Raw genomic sequence first — 16,395 nt, 5'->3', positions numbered from 1 at the left:
GCCGAGCACACCAGGATGGCGCCGTCCATTTGAGCAGCGCCGGTGATCATGTTCTTGACGTAGTCGGCGTGGCCGGGGCAGTCAACGTGAGCGTAGTGGCGACCGGCCGTTTCGTACTCGACGTGGGCGGTGTTGATCGTGATGCCGCGCGCCTTTTCTTCAGGTGCTGCGTCGATCTGGTCGTAAGCCTTGGCTTCGCCGCCGAACTTCTTGGACAGAACGGTAGCGATAGCAGCCGTCAGGGTCGTCTTGCCGTGGTCCACGTGACCGATGGTGCCAACGTTGACGTGCGGCTTGTTCCGCTGGAATTTTTCTTTTGCCATGATTTCTCCGAAAGAGCAAAACCTGTGTGATGTTTAAGGTCTGCACCCCATTGCTTGGTCGTCCCGCACAGGTGACAGGGCGGCATGGGATCGCAGACCGGCAAAAACCGCAGCACCCCGGCGCCAAAACGCCTGGGTGCTGCGATTCAAAAGCCTTCAATTATACAAAAAAGCTTACTTCGAGCGAGCAGCAACGATGGCTTCAGCCACGTTACGGGGAGCTTCGGCGTAGTGCTTGAACTCCATCGTGTACGTAGCGCGGCCTTGCGTCTGCGAACGCAGCGACGTGGCGTAGCCGAACATTTCGGACAGCGGCACTTCGGCCTTGATGGACTTGCCACCGCCGGCCATGTCGTCCATGCCCTGCACCATGCCGCGACGCGAGGACAGATCGCCCATCACGGTACCGGCGTAGTCTTCAGGCGTCTCGACTTCCACAGCCATCATGGGCTCCAGGATGACGGGGCTGGCCTTGCGGGCAGCTTCCTTGAAACCGAAGATGGCGGCCATCTTGAACGCCATTTCGTTCGAGTCCACATCGTGGTACGAACCGAAGGTCAGCGTGACCTTCACGTCCACGACGGGGTAGCCGGCCAGCACGCCGGAAGTCAGCGCTTCGATCACGCCCTTCTCGACTGCGGGGATGTATTCGCGAGGAACCACACCGCCCTTGATGGCGTCGACGAACTCGAAGCCCTTGCCGGCTTCCTGCGGCTCGACCGTGAACACCACGTGACCGTACTGGCCCTTGCCGCCGGACTGGCGAACGAACTTGCCATCCACGTCCACGACCTTCTGGCGAATGGTTTCGCGGTAGGCAACCTGGGGCTTGCCCACGTTGGCTTCCACGTTGAATTCGCGCTTCATGCGGTCAACGATGATTTCCAGGTGCAGCTCGCCCATGCCGGCGATGATGGTCTGGCCCGATTCTTCGTCGGTACGCACGCGGAACGACGGATCTTCGGCGGCCAGGCGCGACAGGGCGATGCCCATCTTTTCCTGGTCGGTCTTGGACTTGGGTTCCACGGCCTGAGCAATCACGGGCTCGGGGAAGACCATGCGTTCCAGCACGATGGGAGCTTCAACGGCGCACAGCGTTTCGCCGGTCGTCACGTCCTTCAGGCCCACGCAGGCAGCGATGTCGCCGGCGCGGATTTCTTCGACTTCCACGCGCTCGTTGGCCATCATCTGCACGATACGGCCGATGCGCTCCTTCTTGCCCTTGACCGAGTTGAACACGGTGTCGCCCTTGGTCAGAACGCCCGAGTACACGCGCACGAAGGTCAGCTGACCGACGAACGGGTCGGTCATCAGCTTGAAGGCCAGTGCCGCGAACTTTTCACCGTCGTCGGCCTTGCGGCTGAGCTTGGTTTCTTCGTTTTCGGGATCGGTACCGGTGACGTCAGGGATGTCCACAGGCGCCGGCAGGTAGTCGATCACGGCGTCCAGCATGCGCTGCACACCCTTGTTCTTGAAAGCGGTACCGCACAGCATGGGCTGGATTTCGGTAGCCAGCGTACGGGCGCGCAGGCCGGCCTTCACTTCTGCCTCGGACAGGGTACCTTCTTCCAGGTACTTGTTCATCAGCTCTTCGCTGGCTTCAGCGGCGGCTTCCACGAGGTTTTCACGCCACTTGTTGGCGGTCTCCACCAGCTCGGCGGGGATGTCGTGGTATTCGAACTTCATGCCTTGCGAGGCTTCGTCCCAGATGATGGCCTTCATCTTGACGAGGTCGACCACGCCCTTGAAGTTGTCTTCGGCACCGATCGGGATCACGACGGGCACGGGGTTGGCCTTCAGGCGCAGCTTCATCTGCTCGACGACCTTGAAGAAGTTGGCGCCGGTACGGTCCATCTTGTTCACGAAGGCCAGACGGGGCACCTTGTACTTGTTGGCCTGGCGCCACACGGTTTCCGACTGGGGCTGCACGCCGCCCACGGCGCAGTACACCATGCAGGCGCCGTCCAGCACGCGCATGGAACGCTCCACCTCAATGGTGAAGTCCACGTGGCCGGGGGTGTCGATGATGTTGAAACGGTGCTCGGGGTAGGACAGGTCCATGCCCTTCCAGAAGCAGGTCACTGCAGCGGAAGTGATGGTGATGCCGCGCTCTTGCTCTTGCTCCATCCAGTCGGTCGTAGCAGCGCCGTCGTGCACTTCGCCCAGCTTGTGGGTCACACCGGTATAGAACAGGATACGTTCCGTGGTGGTGGTTTTGCCTGCGTCGATGTGGGCGGAGATACCGATGTTGCGGTAGCGCTCGATGGGGGTCTTGCGAGCCATGATGGATCCTTGATCGTATGGAGTGAGTCTCTGCCCGTTCCAGCCTCATGGTGCAGACGGACAGCAGTCTTATCTGGGGATGCTCCTAATCGAGACAAGGCCGCAGGCAAAAATGCATGCGGCCTGTCTGATCGGGAGCGAAGTGCTCTTAGAAGCGGAAGTGGCTGAACGCCTTGTTGGCTTCGGCCATGCGGTGCACTTCGTCACGGCGCTTCATGGCGCCGCCACGGCCTTCGGTGGCCTCGAGCAGTTCGTTGGCCAGGCGCTGGGCCATGGACTTCTCGCCGCGCTTGCGGGCGGCTTCCTTCAGCCAACGCATGGACAGGGCCAGGCGACGCACGGGGCGCACTTCGACGGGCACTTGGTAGTTGGCACCGCCAACACGGCGGGACTTCACTTCGACCATGGGCTTGACGTTGTTGATGGCAACAACGAAGGCTTCCAGCGGGTCTTTGTCAGGGTGCTTCTTTTGAATCAGGTCCAGGGCACCGTAGATGATGCGTTCTGCGACCGCCTTCTTGCCGCCTTCCATGATCACGTTCATGAACTTGGACAGCTCGACATTGCCGAACTTGGGATCCGGCAGGATTTCACGTTTGGGGACTTCGCGACGACGTGGCATTTTTTACCTCTATCTTGCTTCAGTTGGCATCTTTTCAGACACCGCGAGAGTCAACAGGACTCCCACTTACTCGACCCGCGCAAAACACTTGCGTTTGGGGTCACTACGCTGAATCTCGCGCCACGCGGGATACAGCACCTTCCTCGAAAAAACGCAGGGCTTACTTGGCCTTGGGCTTCTTCGCGCCGTACTTGGAACGGGATTGCTTGCGGTCCTTGACGCCTTGCAGGTCAAGGGAGCCACGCACGATGTGGTAACGCACACCGGGCAAGTCCTTCACACGGCCGCCGCGCACCAGCACAACGCTGTGCTCTTGCAGGTTGTGGCCTTCACCACCGATGTAGGAGATGACCTCGAAGCCGTTGGTCAGGCGCACCTTGGCAACCTTACGCAGAGCGGAGTTAGGCTTCTTGGGCGTCGTGGTGTACACACGGGTGCACACGCCGCGGCGCTGAGGGCAGTTTTCCATAGCAGGGCTCTTGGATTTGACAACTTCGACCGTGCGGCCCTGACGCACGAGTTGGTTAATGGTTGGCATTAATAAACGTCCCTAAACGTGAATTGCTTGCGAAAAGCGAAAACGTGAATCCCTTCGGAAATTCCGAAAAGCCCTCGACTGTACCAGCTTGCGGGAGATCGCACAACTGCACCCCCTTCAAGCCAGCACGCGAGGGCCTGGGCGACAGGCCCCAGGGCTTACTTGATCCAGAGGCGGATCGCATCCCAGGCACGGCCGAAGAAGCCCGCCTGCTCCACGCCTTCCAGCGCCACCAGCGGCACTTCGGCCACGGTGTCGGCACCCATCTTGACCTTGAGCGTGCCCATGGCCTGGCCCTTGGTGAACGGGGCGATCAGCGGGTCCTGGCGCACGACTTCGGTGCTCAGCTTGCCGCCGCTGCCGGCCGGCACGGTGACCACGATGGGCGTGGTGCGGCCGATCTTGACGGTGTTCGCCTTGCCCTTCCAGACTTCGGGCGTGGCCACGGCCTGCTCGGCATCGAACAGCTTGACCGAATCGAAGGCCGCATAGCCCCAGTTCAGCAGCTTCTGGCTTTCATTGGCACGCGCGTTCTCGCTGGCCGCGCCCAGCACGATGGAGATCAGGCGGCGGCTGCCCACGTTGGGCAGGTCGCGCTTGGCGGTGGCCACCAGGCAGTAGCCGGCGGCGGCCGTGTGGCCGGTCTTGAGGCCATCGACGGTCGGGTCGCGGAACAGCAGCGAGTTGCGGTTGGTGCCGTTGGAGGCCGGCGTGCCAGGATAGAAGTACTTCTTGGTCGAGTAGTAGTGCATGTACTCGGGGAAGTCCTGCATCAGGCGCTGGGCGAGGATGGACAGGTCGCGCGCCGTGGTCAGGTGGCCGGGCTCGGTCAGGCCCTCGGGATTCTTGTAGCTGGTGTTCTTCATGCCCAGCGCCTTGGCCTGCTCGTTCATGAGCCGCACGAAGTTCTCGGCCGAGCCGCCCACGCCTTCGGCCAGGGCCATGGTGGCGTCGTTGCCGGACTGCACGATCATGCCCTTGACCAGGTCATCGACCGGCACCTGCATCTTGGGGTCGATGAACATGCGCGAGCCGGGCATCTTCCAGGCGCGCTCGCTCACGGGCAGGCGCTGCTCCAGCGTGATCTTCTTGGCGCGCAGCGCGTCGAAGACCAGGTAGCCGGTCATCAGCTTGGTCAGCGAGGCCTGCTCGATGGGCGCGTCGATGTCCTTGGCGCCCAGCACCTGGTTGGCGGTGACATCGACCAGCAGATAGTTGCGCGCCGCGATCTCGGGCGGCTGGGGCGGGGTGATCTGCGCCAGCGCCAGGGCCGGCGCCATGGCGGCCGCCAGTGCCAGGACTCGCAGCGTGGAGGAAAGTGGCTTCATGAGGAAAACTCTCGCTAAAGGGCAGGGAATGCAGGAAAGGCGAAAACATGCCCGCCCGATGGGGCAGGCCTGTTGAGCAGCGGCGCGGGCCGCTAGGGGAGTGAGCGCAAATGGCGGACCACGAGGCTTTTGAGCAGCGGCAATTGTCCGTGAAAGAAATGACCGCCCCCGGGCACGACGGTAACAGGCAGTATCTGCGGGCGCGCCCAGTCCATGACGGCAGACAGCGGCACCGTGTCGTCGGCCTCGCCGTGCACCACCAGGGTCCGGTCATGGGCCTCGGGCGGGACAGGGGCCACGGTGAAGCGGCTGGCCGCCGTGCCCACCAGCACCGCCTTCTCCACCCTGCCCTCGCTCCAGAGCCCCGCCAGCACATGGCTGGTGACGAAGGCTCCGAAGGAGAAGCCGGCCAGCGCGATCGGTCCTTCGGGGGCGACCTGGCGGACCACGGACAGCATGTCCTGGGCCTCGCCGACGCCCGCATCGTGCTCGCCGGCACTGGCGCCCACGCCGCGGAAGTTGAATCGCACGGCCGTGTAGCCGCACTGCACGAAGGCACGCGCCAGGGTCTGCACCACCTTGTTGTCCATGGTGCCGCCGAACAGCGGATGGGGGTGGGCGATGATGGCCACGCCGCGCGGCGGTGCATCGGCGGCCGGCGCATCGCGCAGGGCCTCCACGGCCCCGGCAAGGCCGGTCAAGGTCAAACGTTCGGTCTGCGCATTCACAATCGCTATCCTAGTAGTAGCAGCCAATCCAAGCTGACAAAGCACTGATGCCCGGAAAGGCCCAAAGTTCCAGCCGGTGCTCAGCGGCCCACGTCGGGCGGCAGCAGCAGGCGCTCCACGGGCTGGCCGTTCTTGAGGTGGGACTCGACGATCTCGTCGATGTCGGACTCGTCCACGAAGGTGTACCAGGTGCCTTCAGGGTAGACCACGGCCACGGGCGCGCCCGCGCAGCGGTCCAGGCAACCGGCCTTGTTCACGCGCACCTGGCCCTTGCCGGCCAGGCCCAGCTGCTTGACCTGCTTCTTGCAGTGGTCAAAGCCCGCCTTGGCGCCGTGCAGCGCACAGCAGTCCTCGCCGTTGGGCCTCTCGTTGAGGCAAAAGAAGATGTGGCGCGCATAGTAGTTGCCTGCGCCTTGCTGGCCGCTGTCGGCCCCGGGACGTGGGTGTTCGCTCATGGAGCGGATTCTAGGCCTGCGTCTGCTGCCCCGAAGGCGCCGGGGGCGCTGAAGGTGCGGGCGGCAGCGGCCCTGCATCGCGGCGCGCCACCCTGAGCAGCACATAGACCAGGGTGGCATAGGGCCACAGCCATCCCAGCCACTGGCCCAGCCCGTAGAAGCGGATGAAACGCCCCTGCTCCCAGGCCTGCAGCGTCTCGGAGAAATAGGCGCTGGTGGGCGCCTGGTTCAGGATGCTCAATTGCAGCACCAGCACCAGCATCAGCAGGGCTGCACAGGCGCGGCGCGACAGCGGCAGGGCCACCATGGCCAGGCCCAGGCCGCCCCATACGCCCATGCGCACGGGCAGATCCACCCATTCCCAGGCATGGGCAGGCCCCCAGCTCAGCGCGGCCGACAGCGCCGAGACCCCGATGCCGATCACGATGGCCGAGCCCGCCAGCACGGCACGCCGGCCCATGTGGCGCATCACGCAGTAGGCCAGCAGACAGGGCACCCACAGGCCCAGCATCACGCACAGCATCTCGGTCACGGGCGACAGCGGCGTCAGCGCGGACTCGCGCAGCGGCAGCCACATGAGGAAGGGCGTGCCTTCGAGCATGTCCAGCAGCCCCTGCTCCAGCCGCTCCAGCACCTGGCCCAGGCCAAAGGGCACGGCGGCGGGAAAGAGCAGCGCCCAGGGCCACAGTGCCAGCAGCACCATGGCACCGCCGCCGTCCTCACCCAGCCAATGGGTGCGAAAGGCGCTCCAGCGCGCCAGGGCGCCCAGCCGCTCCAGCAGCAGCGCCACCAGCGCGCCCAGCAAGGTGCCGCCCGCATTGAGCACCAGATCCAGATTGGAGGGAACGCGCCGCGGCAGATAGATCTGCAGGAATTCCATGGACAGCGACAGCAGGGTGCCGGCCAGCGCCGCCAGCGGCACGGCCGCGCGCGGGCTGCCGCTGCGCACCAGGGCCAGCGCCAGGAAAAAACCCAACGGCGCGTAGCCGACGATGTTGGTGTTGACGTCGAACCAGGTCCAGTACGGCGGCGGGATCTTTGCCGTCAGGAACACCAGCGGGTCTATGCCCTGGGCACGCCAGCCGTCAAAGGGAAACAGGCTGGCGAAAACGATGAGCACCGCATAGACCAGTGCCAGCGGCCAGGCCGAAGTCCTTTGCACCACGCCCTGCCTCCCTCTTCGTTGGAACGGTTTCTCAGAAAGGTTTGACGACCACCAGGATGACGATGGCCACCAGCAACAGCACCGGCACCTCGTTGAAGATGCGGAACCAGCGGTGGCTGTGCTGGTCCCGGTTGTCGATCAGCTGGCGCAGCAGGCGCCCGCAGGCATGGTGGTAGCCGATGACCAGCAGCACGCCGGCCAGCTTGGCATGCATCCAGCCGTTGCCCGGCCCCTTGCCGATGCCGTAGCCCAGGTACAGCCACAGGCCCAGGCCCAATGCGGGCACGGCCAGCAGCGTGGTGAAGCGCAGCAGCTTGCGCGCCATGAGCAGCAGGCGCTCGCGCTCGGCCACCGAGCCGGGCGTGACCATGGCCACGTTGACGAAGATGCGAGGCAGATAGAACAGGCCCGCGAACCAGCTTGCCACGAAAACGATATGAAAGGCTTTGACCCACAGCATGCGGGCAGTGTACGTGCGTACAGGGGTGCGCCAGGCTGCGCAGGCGCAAAAGCCGAGTCCCGCGTGCCGGCGTCGTCGCCAGGGTTGCGGGGCCTGCGGCGGGAATGGGGCACAATTTTCGGCATGCATCTGTCCAGCCCCACCCCCTTCCCGCACAACCGCCCCCGCCGCCTGCGCCGCGACGCCTTCACGCGCAATCTGGTGCGCGAGAACGTGCTCACGGCCCACGACTTCATCTACCCCGTGTTCGTGCACGAAGGCACGAACCAGCGCGAGGCCGTGCCCTCCATGCCCGGCGTGGACCGCCTGAGCCTGGACCTGCTGCTGCCCGTGGCCGAGCAGTGCGTGCAGCTGGAGATCCCGTTCCTGGCGCTGTTCCCCGCCATCGAGTCCTCGCTGAAGACGCCCGACGGCAAGGAGGCGCTCAACCCCGACGGCCTGATCCCGCGCGTGGTGCGTGCGCTCAAGAAGGAGTTCCCGCAACTGGGCGTGATGACCGACGTGGCCCTGGATCCCTACACCAGCCACGGCCAGGACGGCATCCTCGACGAGTCCGGCTACATCATCAATGACGAGACCGTGCAGGTGCTGGTGGGCCAGGCCCTCACCCATGCCGAGGCCGGCGTGGACATGGTGGCGCCCAGCGACATGATGGACGGCCGCATCGGCGCCATCCGCGAGGCGCTGGAGGCCCACGGCCACATCCACACACGCATCATGGCCTACAGCGCCAAGTACGCCAGCGCCTTCTACGGCCCGTTCCGCGACGCCGTGGGCACGCGCGGCGCGCTGGGCAAGGCCGACAAGAACGTCTACCAGATGGACCCCGCCAACACCGACGAGGCCCTGCGCGAAGTCGCCCAGGACCTGGCCGAAGGTGCCGACATGGTCATGGTCAAGCCCGGCATGCCGTACCTGGACGTGGTGCGCCGCGTCAAGGACGAGTTCGGCGTGCCCACCTTTGCCTACCAGGTCAGCGGCGAGTACGCCATGCTCAAGGCCGCCGCCGCCAACGGCTGGCTGGACCATGACCAGGTGATGATGGAATCGCTGCTGGCCTTCAAGCGCGCGGGTGCCGACGGCATCCTGACCTACTTCGCCATCGACGCCGCGCGCAAGCTGCGCGGCTGAGCGCATGCAGCCGGTGACGCCGCCCGCGGGAGCCGCTCCCGCCGCCAGGAACATGCGCATCTTCCACCTGCAGCCGGGCGGCGCCACCGAACTGGCCGCCCTGCCCGACCAGGCGCCCGCGCAGGGATTCGTCTGGATCTCCTGCACCCGTGCCACCTTGCAGGAGCGGCTGGCCGAGGTGCAGCGCACGCTGCAGCTGCTGTCGGGCCAGCAGCTGGTGGACCTGCATGTCTCGGACCTGCTCAACGCCCAGTTGCCCTCGCGCTACGACTACACCTCGCAGTACGACCTGCTGGTGTTTCGCCGCCTGGCCAGCGGGCAGGCACGTACCGCCCCGCAAGCCGGCACGGCCTCTTCGCCTGCGGCGCAGGCGCTGCCCCCCTCACCTCCCGTGCGCCGCACAGGCCCGCCCGTGCTGCGCAACATCGACACCAGCCCCGTGGGCTTTGCCATGTTCGACCAGGTGCTGCTGTCCGTGCACCCCGAAGACTGCACCGTGCGCGACGCCTATGCCGCGCGGCTGCTGGCCGCCGTGCCCAATGATCCCCGCGAGGGACGGCTGAACCCCACCTCCGGCACGCGGCTGCCTGCCAGCCCGCCCGACCTCATGCTGCGCGTGGTCAACCTCATCGTGGACGGCTTCCTGGACCTGCGCCGCGAACTGTCGCGCCAGCTGGACCACTGGCAGACCGAGCTGCTGCGCCCACGCACGCGCTTTGCCAACTGGAGCGCCCTGCTGGACGCACGCCTGGCCCTGCACGAGCTGGACGAGGTCTGCGAAGACCAGCGCACCGCCGTGCAGGACTGGACGGACGCGCTGGAGACCTGGGCGCCTCCCGAGGGCGCGGCGGCGCTGCGCGAGCTGGACCTGCTCAAGGTGCGCAGCCGCGACGTGCTGGAACACATAGAGCGCGTGGTCCACCACGTGCGGCGGCTGGAGCAAAGCACCGAGACCGTGGTTCAGATGCATTTTTCCGTGCAGAGCAACCGCACCAACGACATCATGCGCACGCTCACCGCACTGACTGCCGTCTTCCTGCCGCTGAACCTGATTGCCGGCATCTTCGGCATGAACTTCGAGTTCATCCCCCTGGTGCACAAGCAGGACGGCTTCTGGTGGGCCATGGGCTCGATGATGGCGATTGCCGTGGGCCTGACCATGTTCTTCTGGCGCAAGCGCTACATGGCGCGCACGGCGCAGGACTAGCGCCACCGGGGCGAGGCCTCCGCCCCTGTCAGGCGCCCGCCCGCTCCAGCGGCATCCACAGCGTGAAGCGATTGCCGCCGGCCAGGGGCTCCCAGTCCAGCCGGGCCTGCAGCGCCAGCGCGCGCGTGCGCATGTTCGCCAGTCCCTTGCGGCCTTCGGTGGGTGCCTGGGCGCGGTCGAAGGGGTGGCCGTCGTCCCCCACCAGCACCTGCACGCCGGCCCGGCCGTCCAGCAGGGCCTGGGCCGTGCGCACCCTGATCTCGCGCGCGCCGCTGTGCTTGATGATGTTGGTCAGCACCTCCTGCAGGATGCGCAGCACATGCAGGGCGGCCTGCGCGTCCAGCCACGGCAGCGCGGGCAGGTCGCTCACCTCCCAGTGCAGCCGCAGCCCCGCCCCTTCCAGGCGTGGCCCCAGGCGGTAGCGCAGCCCGGCCAGCAGCGCCAGCAGGTCGCAGTCCAGCGGCTCCAGCGAATCGATGGACAGCTTCAGGTCATCGATGCACTCCTGCAGCAGCTGCACCAGGTCCACCGTGCCGGCCTGGTTGAACTCCACCACGCGCAGCGCGCTCATCAGCGAAGAGCCCACGCCGTCGTGCATCTCGCGCATCAGGCGCTGGCGCTCCTGCATCAGCGTCTGCTCGCGCTCCACGGCCAGCAGGCGCTCATGGGCCTGGGCCAGCTCCGCCTCCTGGGCCTTGAGCCGTTCCGCCAGATGCAGGTTGGCGTTCTCTGCCACGGCCAGCGCGCCGTTGTAGCGCCGGTAGGCCACCAGCAGGAACAGCGTGAACAGCCCCAGGTACACATAGGGCGTGAGGTAGATGCTCTCTATGCTGATCAGGTAGCTTTGCAGCGCCAGGTCATGGAAGCCGATGGGAAACGACAGCAGCATCCACACGGCCAGCATGGTGCTGCCGCCATCGCGCATGCGCCAGGCGCCCGCCACGGCCATGCACAGCACCAGGATCTCCGGCGGCACCATCAGCAGCCGCAGCAGCGGCAGGATGGTCTCGTGCGCCGGCCCCCACAGCGGCACCGCCACCAGCAGCACCGTGCCCACATAGCCCTGCAGCACCCGGCCCAGCCATGGCCGGCGCCTGCGCTGCATCAGGCACAGGAAATGGAAGGCCGCCACCGTGGCGCCCATGAGGCCGGCCAGCGTCAGCCAGGAGAACCAGCCGTCCGACAGGGCCAGCCCCTCGCCGTCCACCATGAACTGCAGCGAGCCCAGCAACTGGCACAGCGACATCAGGAAGAACAGCAGGAACACCACATCCCCGCGCCGCCGCTGCAGCGTCCACAGCGCCAGCGCGAACAGGCCCAGCACCAGGTAGGAGCCCGCCGTGTAGACCACCAGATCGGCCTGGAGCAGGCTGCGCAGCCGCCAGGACAGGCGCAGCGACTCGGCCGGCCCCGCCCACAGGCTGGACAGCGCCCCGCCCACGCCCTGCTGGCTGGCCATGCGCACATGCACCTGCAGGGGGCGCCCGGGCTGCGCCAGCCCGCCCAGGTCCAGCCACACCGGCCGGTTGAAACTGTTCCACACCCGGCTGCCGCGCGTCTGCCAGGCCAGCTTCCCGTCCACATACACCGCCACCGTGCCCACCGTCTGCCAGCGCGGGATATACAGGCGCGCGCCCTGGGGCGTGGGCGCCAGCGCCCCGGGCGGCACCACGGCGCGGAACCAGCGCACCTCGGGCGGCGCCAGGGCCAGGTCGCCGCTGCCCGACACGGCCCTGTCTCCCGCATAGGGCAGATCCACCTCGCGCCAGGGCGTGGCCGCGCCCAGCACCGGATCGTCCGCCGCCTCCAGCGCCACGGGCGGCTCCCAGCGCTGGCTGGGCGACGCCCACAACTGCGCCTGGCGCAACTGCACCGGAACGCCTGCGGCATCGCCTCGCAGCCCGAACGCCCCCGCCAGCAGCATCGCCAGCGCCGCCAGCCCCGCGGACACCAGCAGGGCCCGCCGCTGGAGCGGCTGCCCGGTCACCCCCCTGCTGAGGCGGCGCTCATCTGCGCTCATCGCCGTCCCTCGGCCAGCCAGCCGTGCTGCAACGCCACATGCATCATCTGCGTGCGGCTGGACACCTGCAGCTTGCCGTAGATGCGCCGCACGAAGGTGCGCACCGTGTGGCGCGACACGCCCAGCTGGCGCGCCACCTCGTCCAGCGTATGGCCGCGCGCCACCAGGCGCAGCACCTCCAGCTCGCGCGCAGACAGCGCCTGCGCGGCGGCCTGGGGCTCGGGAGGCGGCTGCAGCCCGGCCACCGCCCCGGCCCGCTGCTGGCGCAGCAGCAGCTTGCGCGCCACCATGGGATTGATGGGGCTGCCGCCCGCGTGCAGGCTGCGCACTTCTTCCAGCACCGCGTCGGCGGCCAGGTCCTTGAGCAGATAGCCCATGGCGCCGGCCTCGATGGCGGCCAGCACATGCTGCTCGTCGCCGAAGATGGTGCTGACCATCACCGCTGCCCCGGGATGGCGGGTGCGCACGGCAGCAATCACCTCCAGGCCGCTGCCATCGGGCAGGCCCAGGTCCACCAGCATCACGTCCATGGCGCCCGCCCCATCGGCCCGACCGAGCTGGTGCAGGGCCTCCGCGCGGCTGGCTGCCGCCCAGCACAGGACCATGTCCTTCGCGGCATTGATCACGCCCACCAGGGCGTGGCGGCAGGCGGCGTCGTCCTCCACCACGGCCACGCGGATGGGGGCGGGTGCAGCATTGCCGGCTCCGGCGGGGCTGGCTGGACTTTCTGGAGGGTCTGCGTGCATGGGCCAAAAGTTCTGCGGACCTGCCATGGCGGCAAGAGCTGCATGTTCACATGGATAGGGGTGCCTCGTCTTGTCGCCCGAAAGGGGGACATACAGGAAAGGCGCCAGTGGCTATGGTCGCCCAGGCCACCCGGCACCGACTTCAAGGTTCAAGGAGATAGACGATGGCCCTCCTGCCCATGCCCCGCACCGCGCAGGCCGGCATTACCGCCCTAACCCGCGCCATGTCCCGCGCCATGTCCCGCGCCGTGCCCCACGCCCTGGCCCTGGCCGCCCTGCTGGGCGCCACCCCGGGCGCACAGGCCGCGCCCGCCGGCAGCCAACTCACCTGCCATGCGGCCAGCGACGGCAGCGCCGCCGCCAGCGGCCTGGACTGGAGCAGCGCCACCACGCTGCAGGCCGCGCTGGGCAGCGGGGCCTGCAGCAGCATCCGGCTCAAGCAGGGCATCTACCGGCCCACGGCGGGCACGGACCGCAGCGCCAGCTTTGCCATCAACGCCCCGGTGCACTTGCTGGGCGGCTACACCGGCAACAGCACCGCGCCCGAGGAACGCGCCACCGACCCGCGCCTGACCGTGCTGTCCGGCGACATCGATGGCAATGACAACAACCGCACGGGCGGCATCACGCCCGCCGCCACGGACATCCAGGGCGGCAACAGCTTCAACGTGGTGGTGATCGGCGGGCGGGGCAACAGCAGCAGCGGCGGCCCCTACACACGGGACAACACGCGGCTGGACACCCTCACCATCACGGCGGGCCAGTCCGGCGGCACCAGCTACCACGGCGCCGGCCTGTACTGCAACGGCGCGGGAGCGGGCAGCGCCTGCAGCCCCACGCTGCTCAACGTGGTGTTCAGCGGCAACAAGGCCGAGTCCAATGCCGGCCAGGGCGGCGCCCTCTACAACCTTTCCGACAACGCCGGCACCGCCAGCCCCCTGATCCGCCAGGCCAGCTTCAGCGGCAACAGCGCAGCCATGGGCGGTGCCATCTATAGCGAAGGCTGGGGCAACGGCGCCAATGCCATGGAGATACGCCAGTCCCTGTTCGCCGGCAATTCGGCCAGCGCGGACGCAGGCGCCCTCTACCACCTGGTACACGACACGGCCAATGCCCTGCGCATCGAGGACGTCACCTTCACCGGCAACCGCGCAGGCCGCCATGGCGGCGCCCTGTACTACCGGACGGAGGGCTCCACGTTCACGGGCAGTTCGCTGGTCCGCTTCACCACCTTCGTCGGCAACCAGGCGGGCACCAGCCAGGCGGACGGCGCAGGCCACGCTCTGTACAACGATGCCGCATGGCCCACCGGGTATGCCAACCCTGTCGCCCTGGTCTCCAGCATTCTGTGGAACGCGACTGGCACGACGGGCCCGGAGATCTACAACAAGGACGGCAACAACCCGCTGGTGAGCCTGGACTACAGCATTCTCAGGACCGTCAGCACCGCCGGCCTGCCGCCTGGCGCCATCGACATCGACGACAGGGGCACCAATCTTTTCGACCAGGACCCCCTGCTGGCAAGCCTGCACAACAACGGCGGCGCCACGCCGAGCCTGCTGCCGGCCGCAGGCTCGCCGGCCGTGGACGCCGTACCGTCCTACTACTGCAACGGCCTCATCGACCAGCGCGGCCAGGTGCGCCCCCAGGGCGCGGGCTGCGACATGGGCGCGGTGGAACTGCAGGGTGCCGCAGCCTTGATCGTGCAGGTCAGCACGCCAGGCGGCAGCGTGACGGCCGGCGACCTGCCCGTGCCCCTGGACGGCGGCATCGTGCAATGCACGCAGCCTTCCGGCGGCGGCACACCGGCACAGTGCAGCGCCAGCTACCCCTCCGGCGCCCAGACCCTGGTCACGCTGACGGCCACGCCCGCGCCGGCCTACAGGTTCGCAGGCTGGGGCAATGACTGCAGCGGCAACGCCACCTCCTGCACCGTGACCATGGACCGGGCGCGCAACGTGCTGGCCATGTTCGTGCCCGACACCACGTACACGGGCTCCGGCCCCGGCGGCGCCGTCACCCTGGCCCTGGACAGCCCCAGCGGCGGCTGCGTGCTCGACGGCGCGCCCGCCTTCACGGCAGCCACCGGCAGCCTGCCCGCGGGGCACCGCTATCCCTGGGGACAGGCCAGCTTCCAGGCCATGTACTGCATGCCAGGCGAGAAGCTGGGCGTCACGCTCACGCTGCCCGAGGCCATTCCCGCCAATGCCCGGCTGTTCAAGTACCTGGACCAGCAATGGGTGCCCTGGCCCATCGACAGCCTGCAGGGCCGCACGCTGCGCTTTTCCGTCACCGACAACAACGGCAGCGCCACCGCCACCGCCACGGGCGACAGCAATCCCGCGCCGGGTGCCATCAGCGACCCCGTGCTGCTGGCCGTGCCGCTGGCGGGTCCTGCCGGCCCCACGGCCACGCCCGTGCCGGGCCTGGGCCTGCCCGCCCTGGCGCTGCTGGGCCTCTTGACCGCTGCAGGCGCGGCGCTGTCGCGAAGGGAGAGGAGTTCACGGAAAATCGGCGCTGGCACATCGCCACGCACCCCCAGGAGTTCCTCATGACCGCATCCGCAAGCCGGAGCCCGCTTTCACGCCGCAGCCTGCTGGCCGCCAGCGCAGCCACCGGCCTGGCCCTTTGCGAAAGCGCCCTGGCCGCTCCCGCCGCCCCCGGAAAAAGCACCGAAGCCGCCGTGCTCACCATCAGCGGCCCCGGCGTGCGCGGCAACCGGGGGCCGCTGGACCCGGTGGCCGACCTGCTGCTGAAAAACCATGGCCTGGCCTTCGACTCGGCCTGGACCACAGGGGCCGGTGCGCTGGAGCGCCTGCCCACGGTGGAGATCACGCCCCATATCGAATACGACGGCCAGCCCCACCGGCTGCGCGGCCCGCTGCTGGCCACCGTGCTGCAGGCGGCCGGCGTGGACAGCGCCGCCACAGCGGCCAGGGGCCAGTGGATCACCCTGCAGGCCATCGACGGCTACCGCGCCCAGCTGCCGCTGGCCCAGGCCCTGCAATGGCGCATGCTGCTGGCCACGCACATGGACGGCCGGCGCCTGGGCCTGGGCGGCCTGGGCCCGCAATGGGCCATGTACGACGCCGACCGCATTGCCGATCTGGCAGGCAAGCCGCTCAAGGAACGCTTTGCGCAGGCGCCCTGGGGGCTGTACCACATGGGGCTGCACGCGCAGCAACCCCAGGGCTGAACCTGGCTTCAGAGCGCGGCAGGACGCGCATTTGGAGTACCATTTCGCGATCGTCTCGGGGGATACGGGCTTGGCGGCCCGAAACAACTTAGGCGCAGCAGCCGCACGCCTTTCCATGAGGCAGCGGCTTTTTTCATCTTCCCGGTGCTGCGCCGGGGCACGGTTCCGTTTTGGCGGGGCTGTGCGGGACCTC

General features: G+C 67.6%; 15 protein-coding genes. 4 read left to right on the top strand and 11 right to left on the bottom strand.

What is annotated here, in order from left to right:
• From A9976_RS12570 to A9976_RS12530, 9 genes are all read right to left on the bottom strand, one after another.
• Positions 1-323 (bottom strand): GTP-binding protein (locus tag A9976_RS12570; protein ID WP_259649196.1); only part of this gene is annotated, 323 nt, incomplete at its 3' end.
• 174 nt (positions 324-497) lie between these two features.
• Positions 498-2,606, bottom strand: a complete 2,109-nt coding sequence (gene fusA / locus A9976_RS12565; RefSeq protein WP_183019284.1) for an elongation factor G — start codon at positions 2,604-2,606, stop codon at positions 498-500.
• A 148-nt stretch (positions 2,607-2,754) separates the two neighbouring features.
• The gene (rpsG, locus tag A9976_RS12560; RefSeq protein ID WP_012202326.1) at positions 2,755-3,228 is read right to left on the bottom strand and encodes a 30S ribosomal protein S7; all 474 of its coding nucleotides are present in this window, start codon (positions 3,226-3,228) and stop codon (positions 2,755-2,757) included.
• A 160-nt stretch (positions 3,229-3,388) separates the two neighbouring features.
• Positions 3,389-3,766, bottom strand: a complete 378-nt coding sequence (gene rpsL, locus A9976_RS12555; protein WP_012202325.1) for a 30S ribosomal protein S12 — start codon at positions 3,764-3,766, stop codon at positions 3,389-3,391.
• A 158-nt stretch (positions 3,767-3,924) separates the two neighbouring features.
• A complete protein-coding gene (locus A9976_RS12550) occupies positions 3,925-5,094 on the bottom strand; it encodes a D-alanyl-D-alanine carboxypeptidase family protein (protein ID WP_013800247.1) in 1,170 nt (389 codons plus the stop codon).
• 92 nt (positions 5,095-5,186) lie between these two features.
• Complete coding sequence (locus tag A9976_RS12545; RefSeq protein WP_183019283.1) at positions 5,187-5,822, bottom strand: alpha/beta hydrolase; 636 nt, start codon at positions 5,820-5,822, stop codon at positions 5,187-5,189.
• An 80-nt stretch (positions 5,823-5,902) separates the two neighbouring features.
• Positions 5,903-6,277 carry a ferredoxin gene (locus A9976_RS12540; protein ID WP_013800245.1) on the bottom strand — a complete coding sequence of 125 codons (375 nt, stop codon included), beginning with the start codon at positions 6,275-6,277 and terminating at the stop codon, positions 5,903-5,905.
• 10 nt (positions 6,278-6,287) lie between these two features.
• Positions 6,288-7,442 (bottom strand): VanZ family protein, encoded by a 1,155-nt coding sequence (locus A9976_RS12535; protein WP_183019282.1) that lies wholly within the window; start codon positions 7,440-7,442, stop codon positions 6,288-6,290.
• Positions 7,443-7,473: 31 nt separating this feature from the next.
• Complete coding sequence (locus A9976_RS12530; RefSeq protein ID WP_183019281.1) at positions 7,474-7,902, bottom strand: CopD family protein; 429 nt, start codon at positions 7,900-7,902, stop codon at positions 7,474-7,476.
• 123 nt (positions 7,903-8,025) lie between these two features.
• On the opposite strand from A9976_RS12530, the gene hemB reads away from it, so the two are divergent.
• Positions 8,026-9,033 (top strand): porphobilinogen synthase, encoded by a 1,008-nt coding sequence (gene hemB / locus A9976_RS12525; protein ID WP_183019280.1) that lies wholly within the window; start codon positions 8,026-8,028, stop codon positions 9,031-9,033.
• Between the two features lie 4 nt (positions 9,034-9,037).
• Positions 9,038-10,240, top strand: a complete 1,203-nt coding sequence (locus A9976_RS12520) for a magnesium transporter CorA family protein (RefSeq protein WP_183019279.1) — start codon at positions 9,038-9,040, stop codon at positions 10,238-10,240.
• Positions 10,241-10,268: 28 nt separating this feature from the next.
• On the opposite strand, the gene A9976_RS12515 is transcribed toward A9976_RS12520, so the two are convergent.
• Together A9976_RS12515 and A9976_RS12510 are read right to left on the bottom strand one after the other, a co-directional pair.
• On the bottom strand, positions 10,269-12,260 hold the full coding sequence (locus tag A9976_RS12515; protein ID WP_220808629.1) for an ATP-binding protein: 1,992 nt from the start codon (positions 12,258-12,260) through the stop codon (positions 10,269-10,271).
• On the bottom strand, positions 12,257-13,006 hold the full coding sequence (locus tag A9976_RS12510; RefSeq protein ID WP_220808626.1) for a response regulator transcription factor: 750 nt from the start codon (positions 13,004-13,006) through the stop codon (positions 12,257-12,259). The genes A9976_RS12515 and A9976_RS12510 overlap by 4 nt, the downstream gene beginning before the upstream one ends.
• Before the next feature lie 164 nt (positions 13,007-13,170).
• On the opposite strand from A9976_RS12510, the gene A9976_RS12505 reads away from it, so the two are divergent.
• Entirely contained in the window at positions 13,171-15,561 is a 2,391-nt protein-coding gene (locus A9976_RS12505; protein WP_183019278.1) for a choice-of-anchor Q domain-containing protein, read from the top strand.
• The gene (locus A9976_RS12500) at positions 15,558-16,202 is read left to right on the top strand and encodes a molybdopterin-dependent oxidoreductase (RefSeq protein WP_183019277.1); all 645 of its coding nucleotides are present in this window, start codon (positions 15,558-15,560) and stop codon (positions 16,200-16,202) included. Before A9976_RS12505 ends, A9976_RS12500 begins: the two co-directional genes overlap by 4 nt.
• The last annotated feature ends 193 nt before the right edge of the window (positions 16,203-16,395 follow it).

This window comes from Delftia sp. UME58, assembly GCF_014170385.1.
Classification (GTDB): domain Bacteria; phylum Pseudomonadota; class Gammaproteobacteria; order Burkholderiales; family Burkholderiaceae_C; genus Comamonas; species Comamonas acidovorans.
Note: the sequence above shows the minus strand (reverse complement) of the source record. Positions and strands in the feature narration are given on the sequence as shown.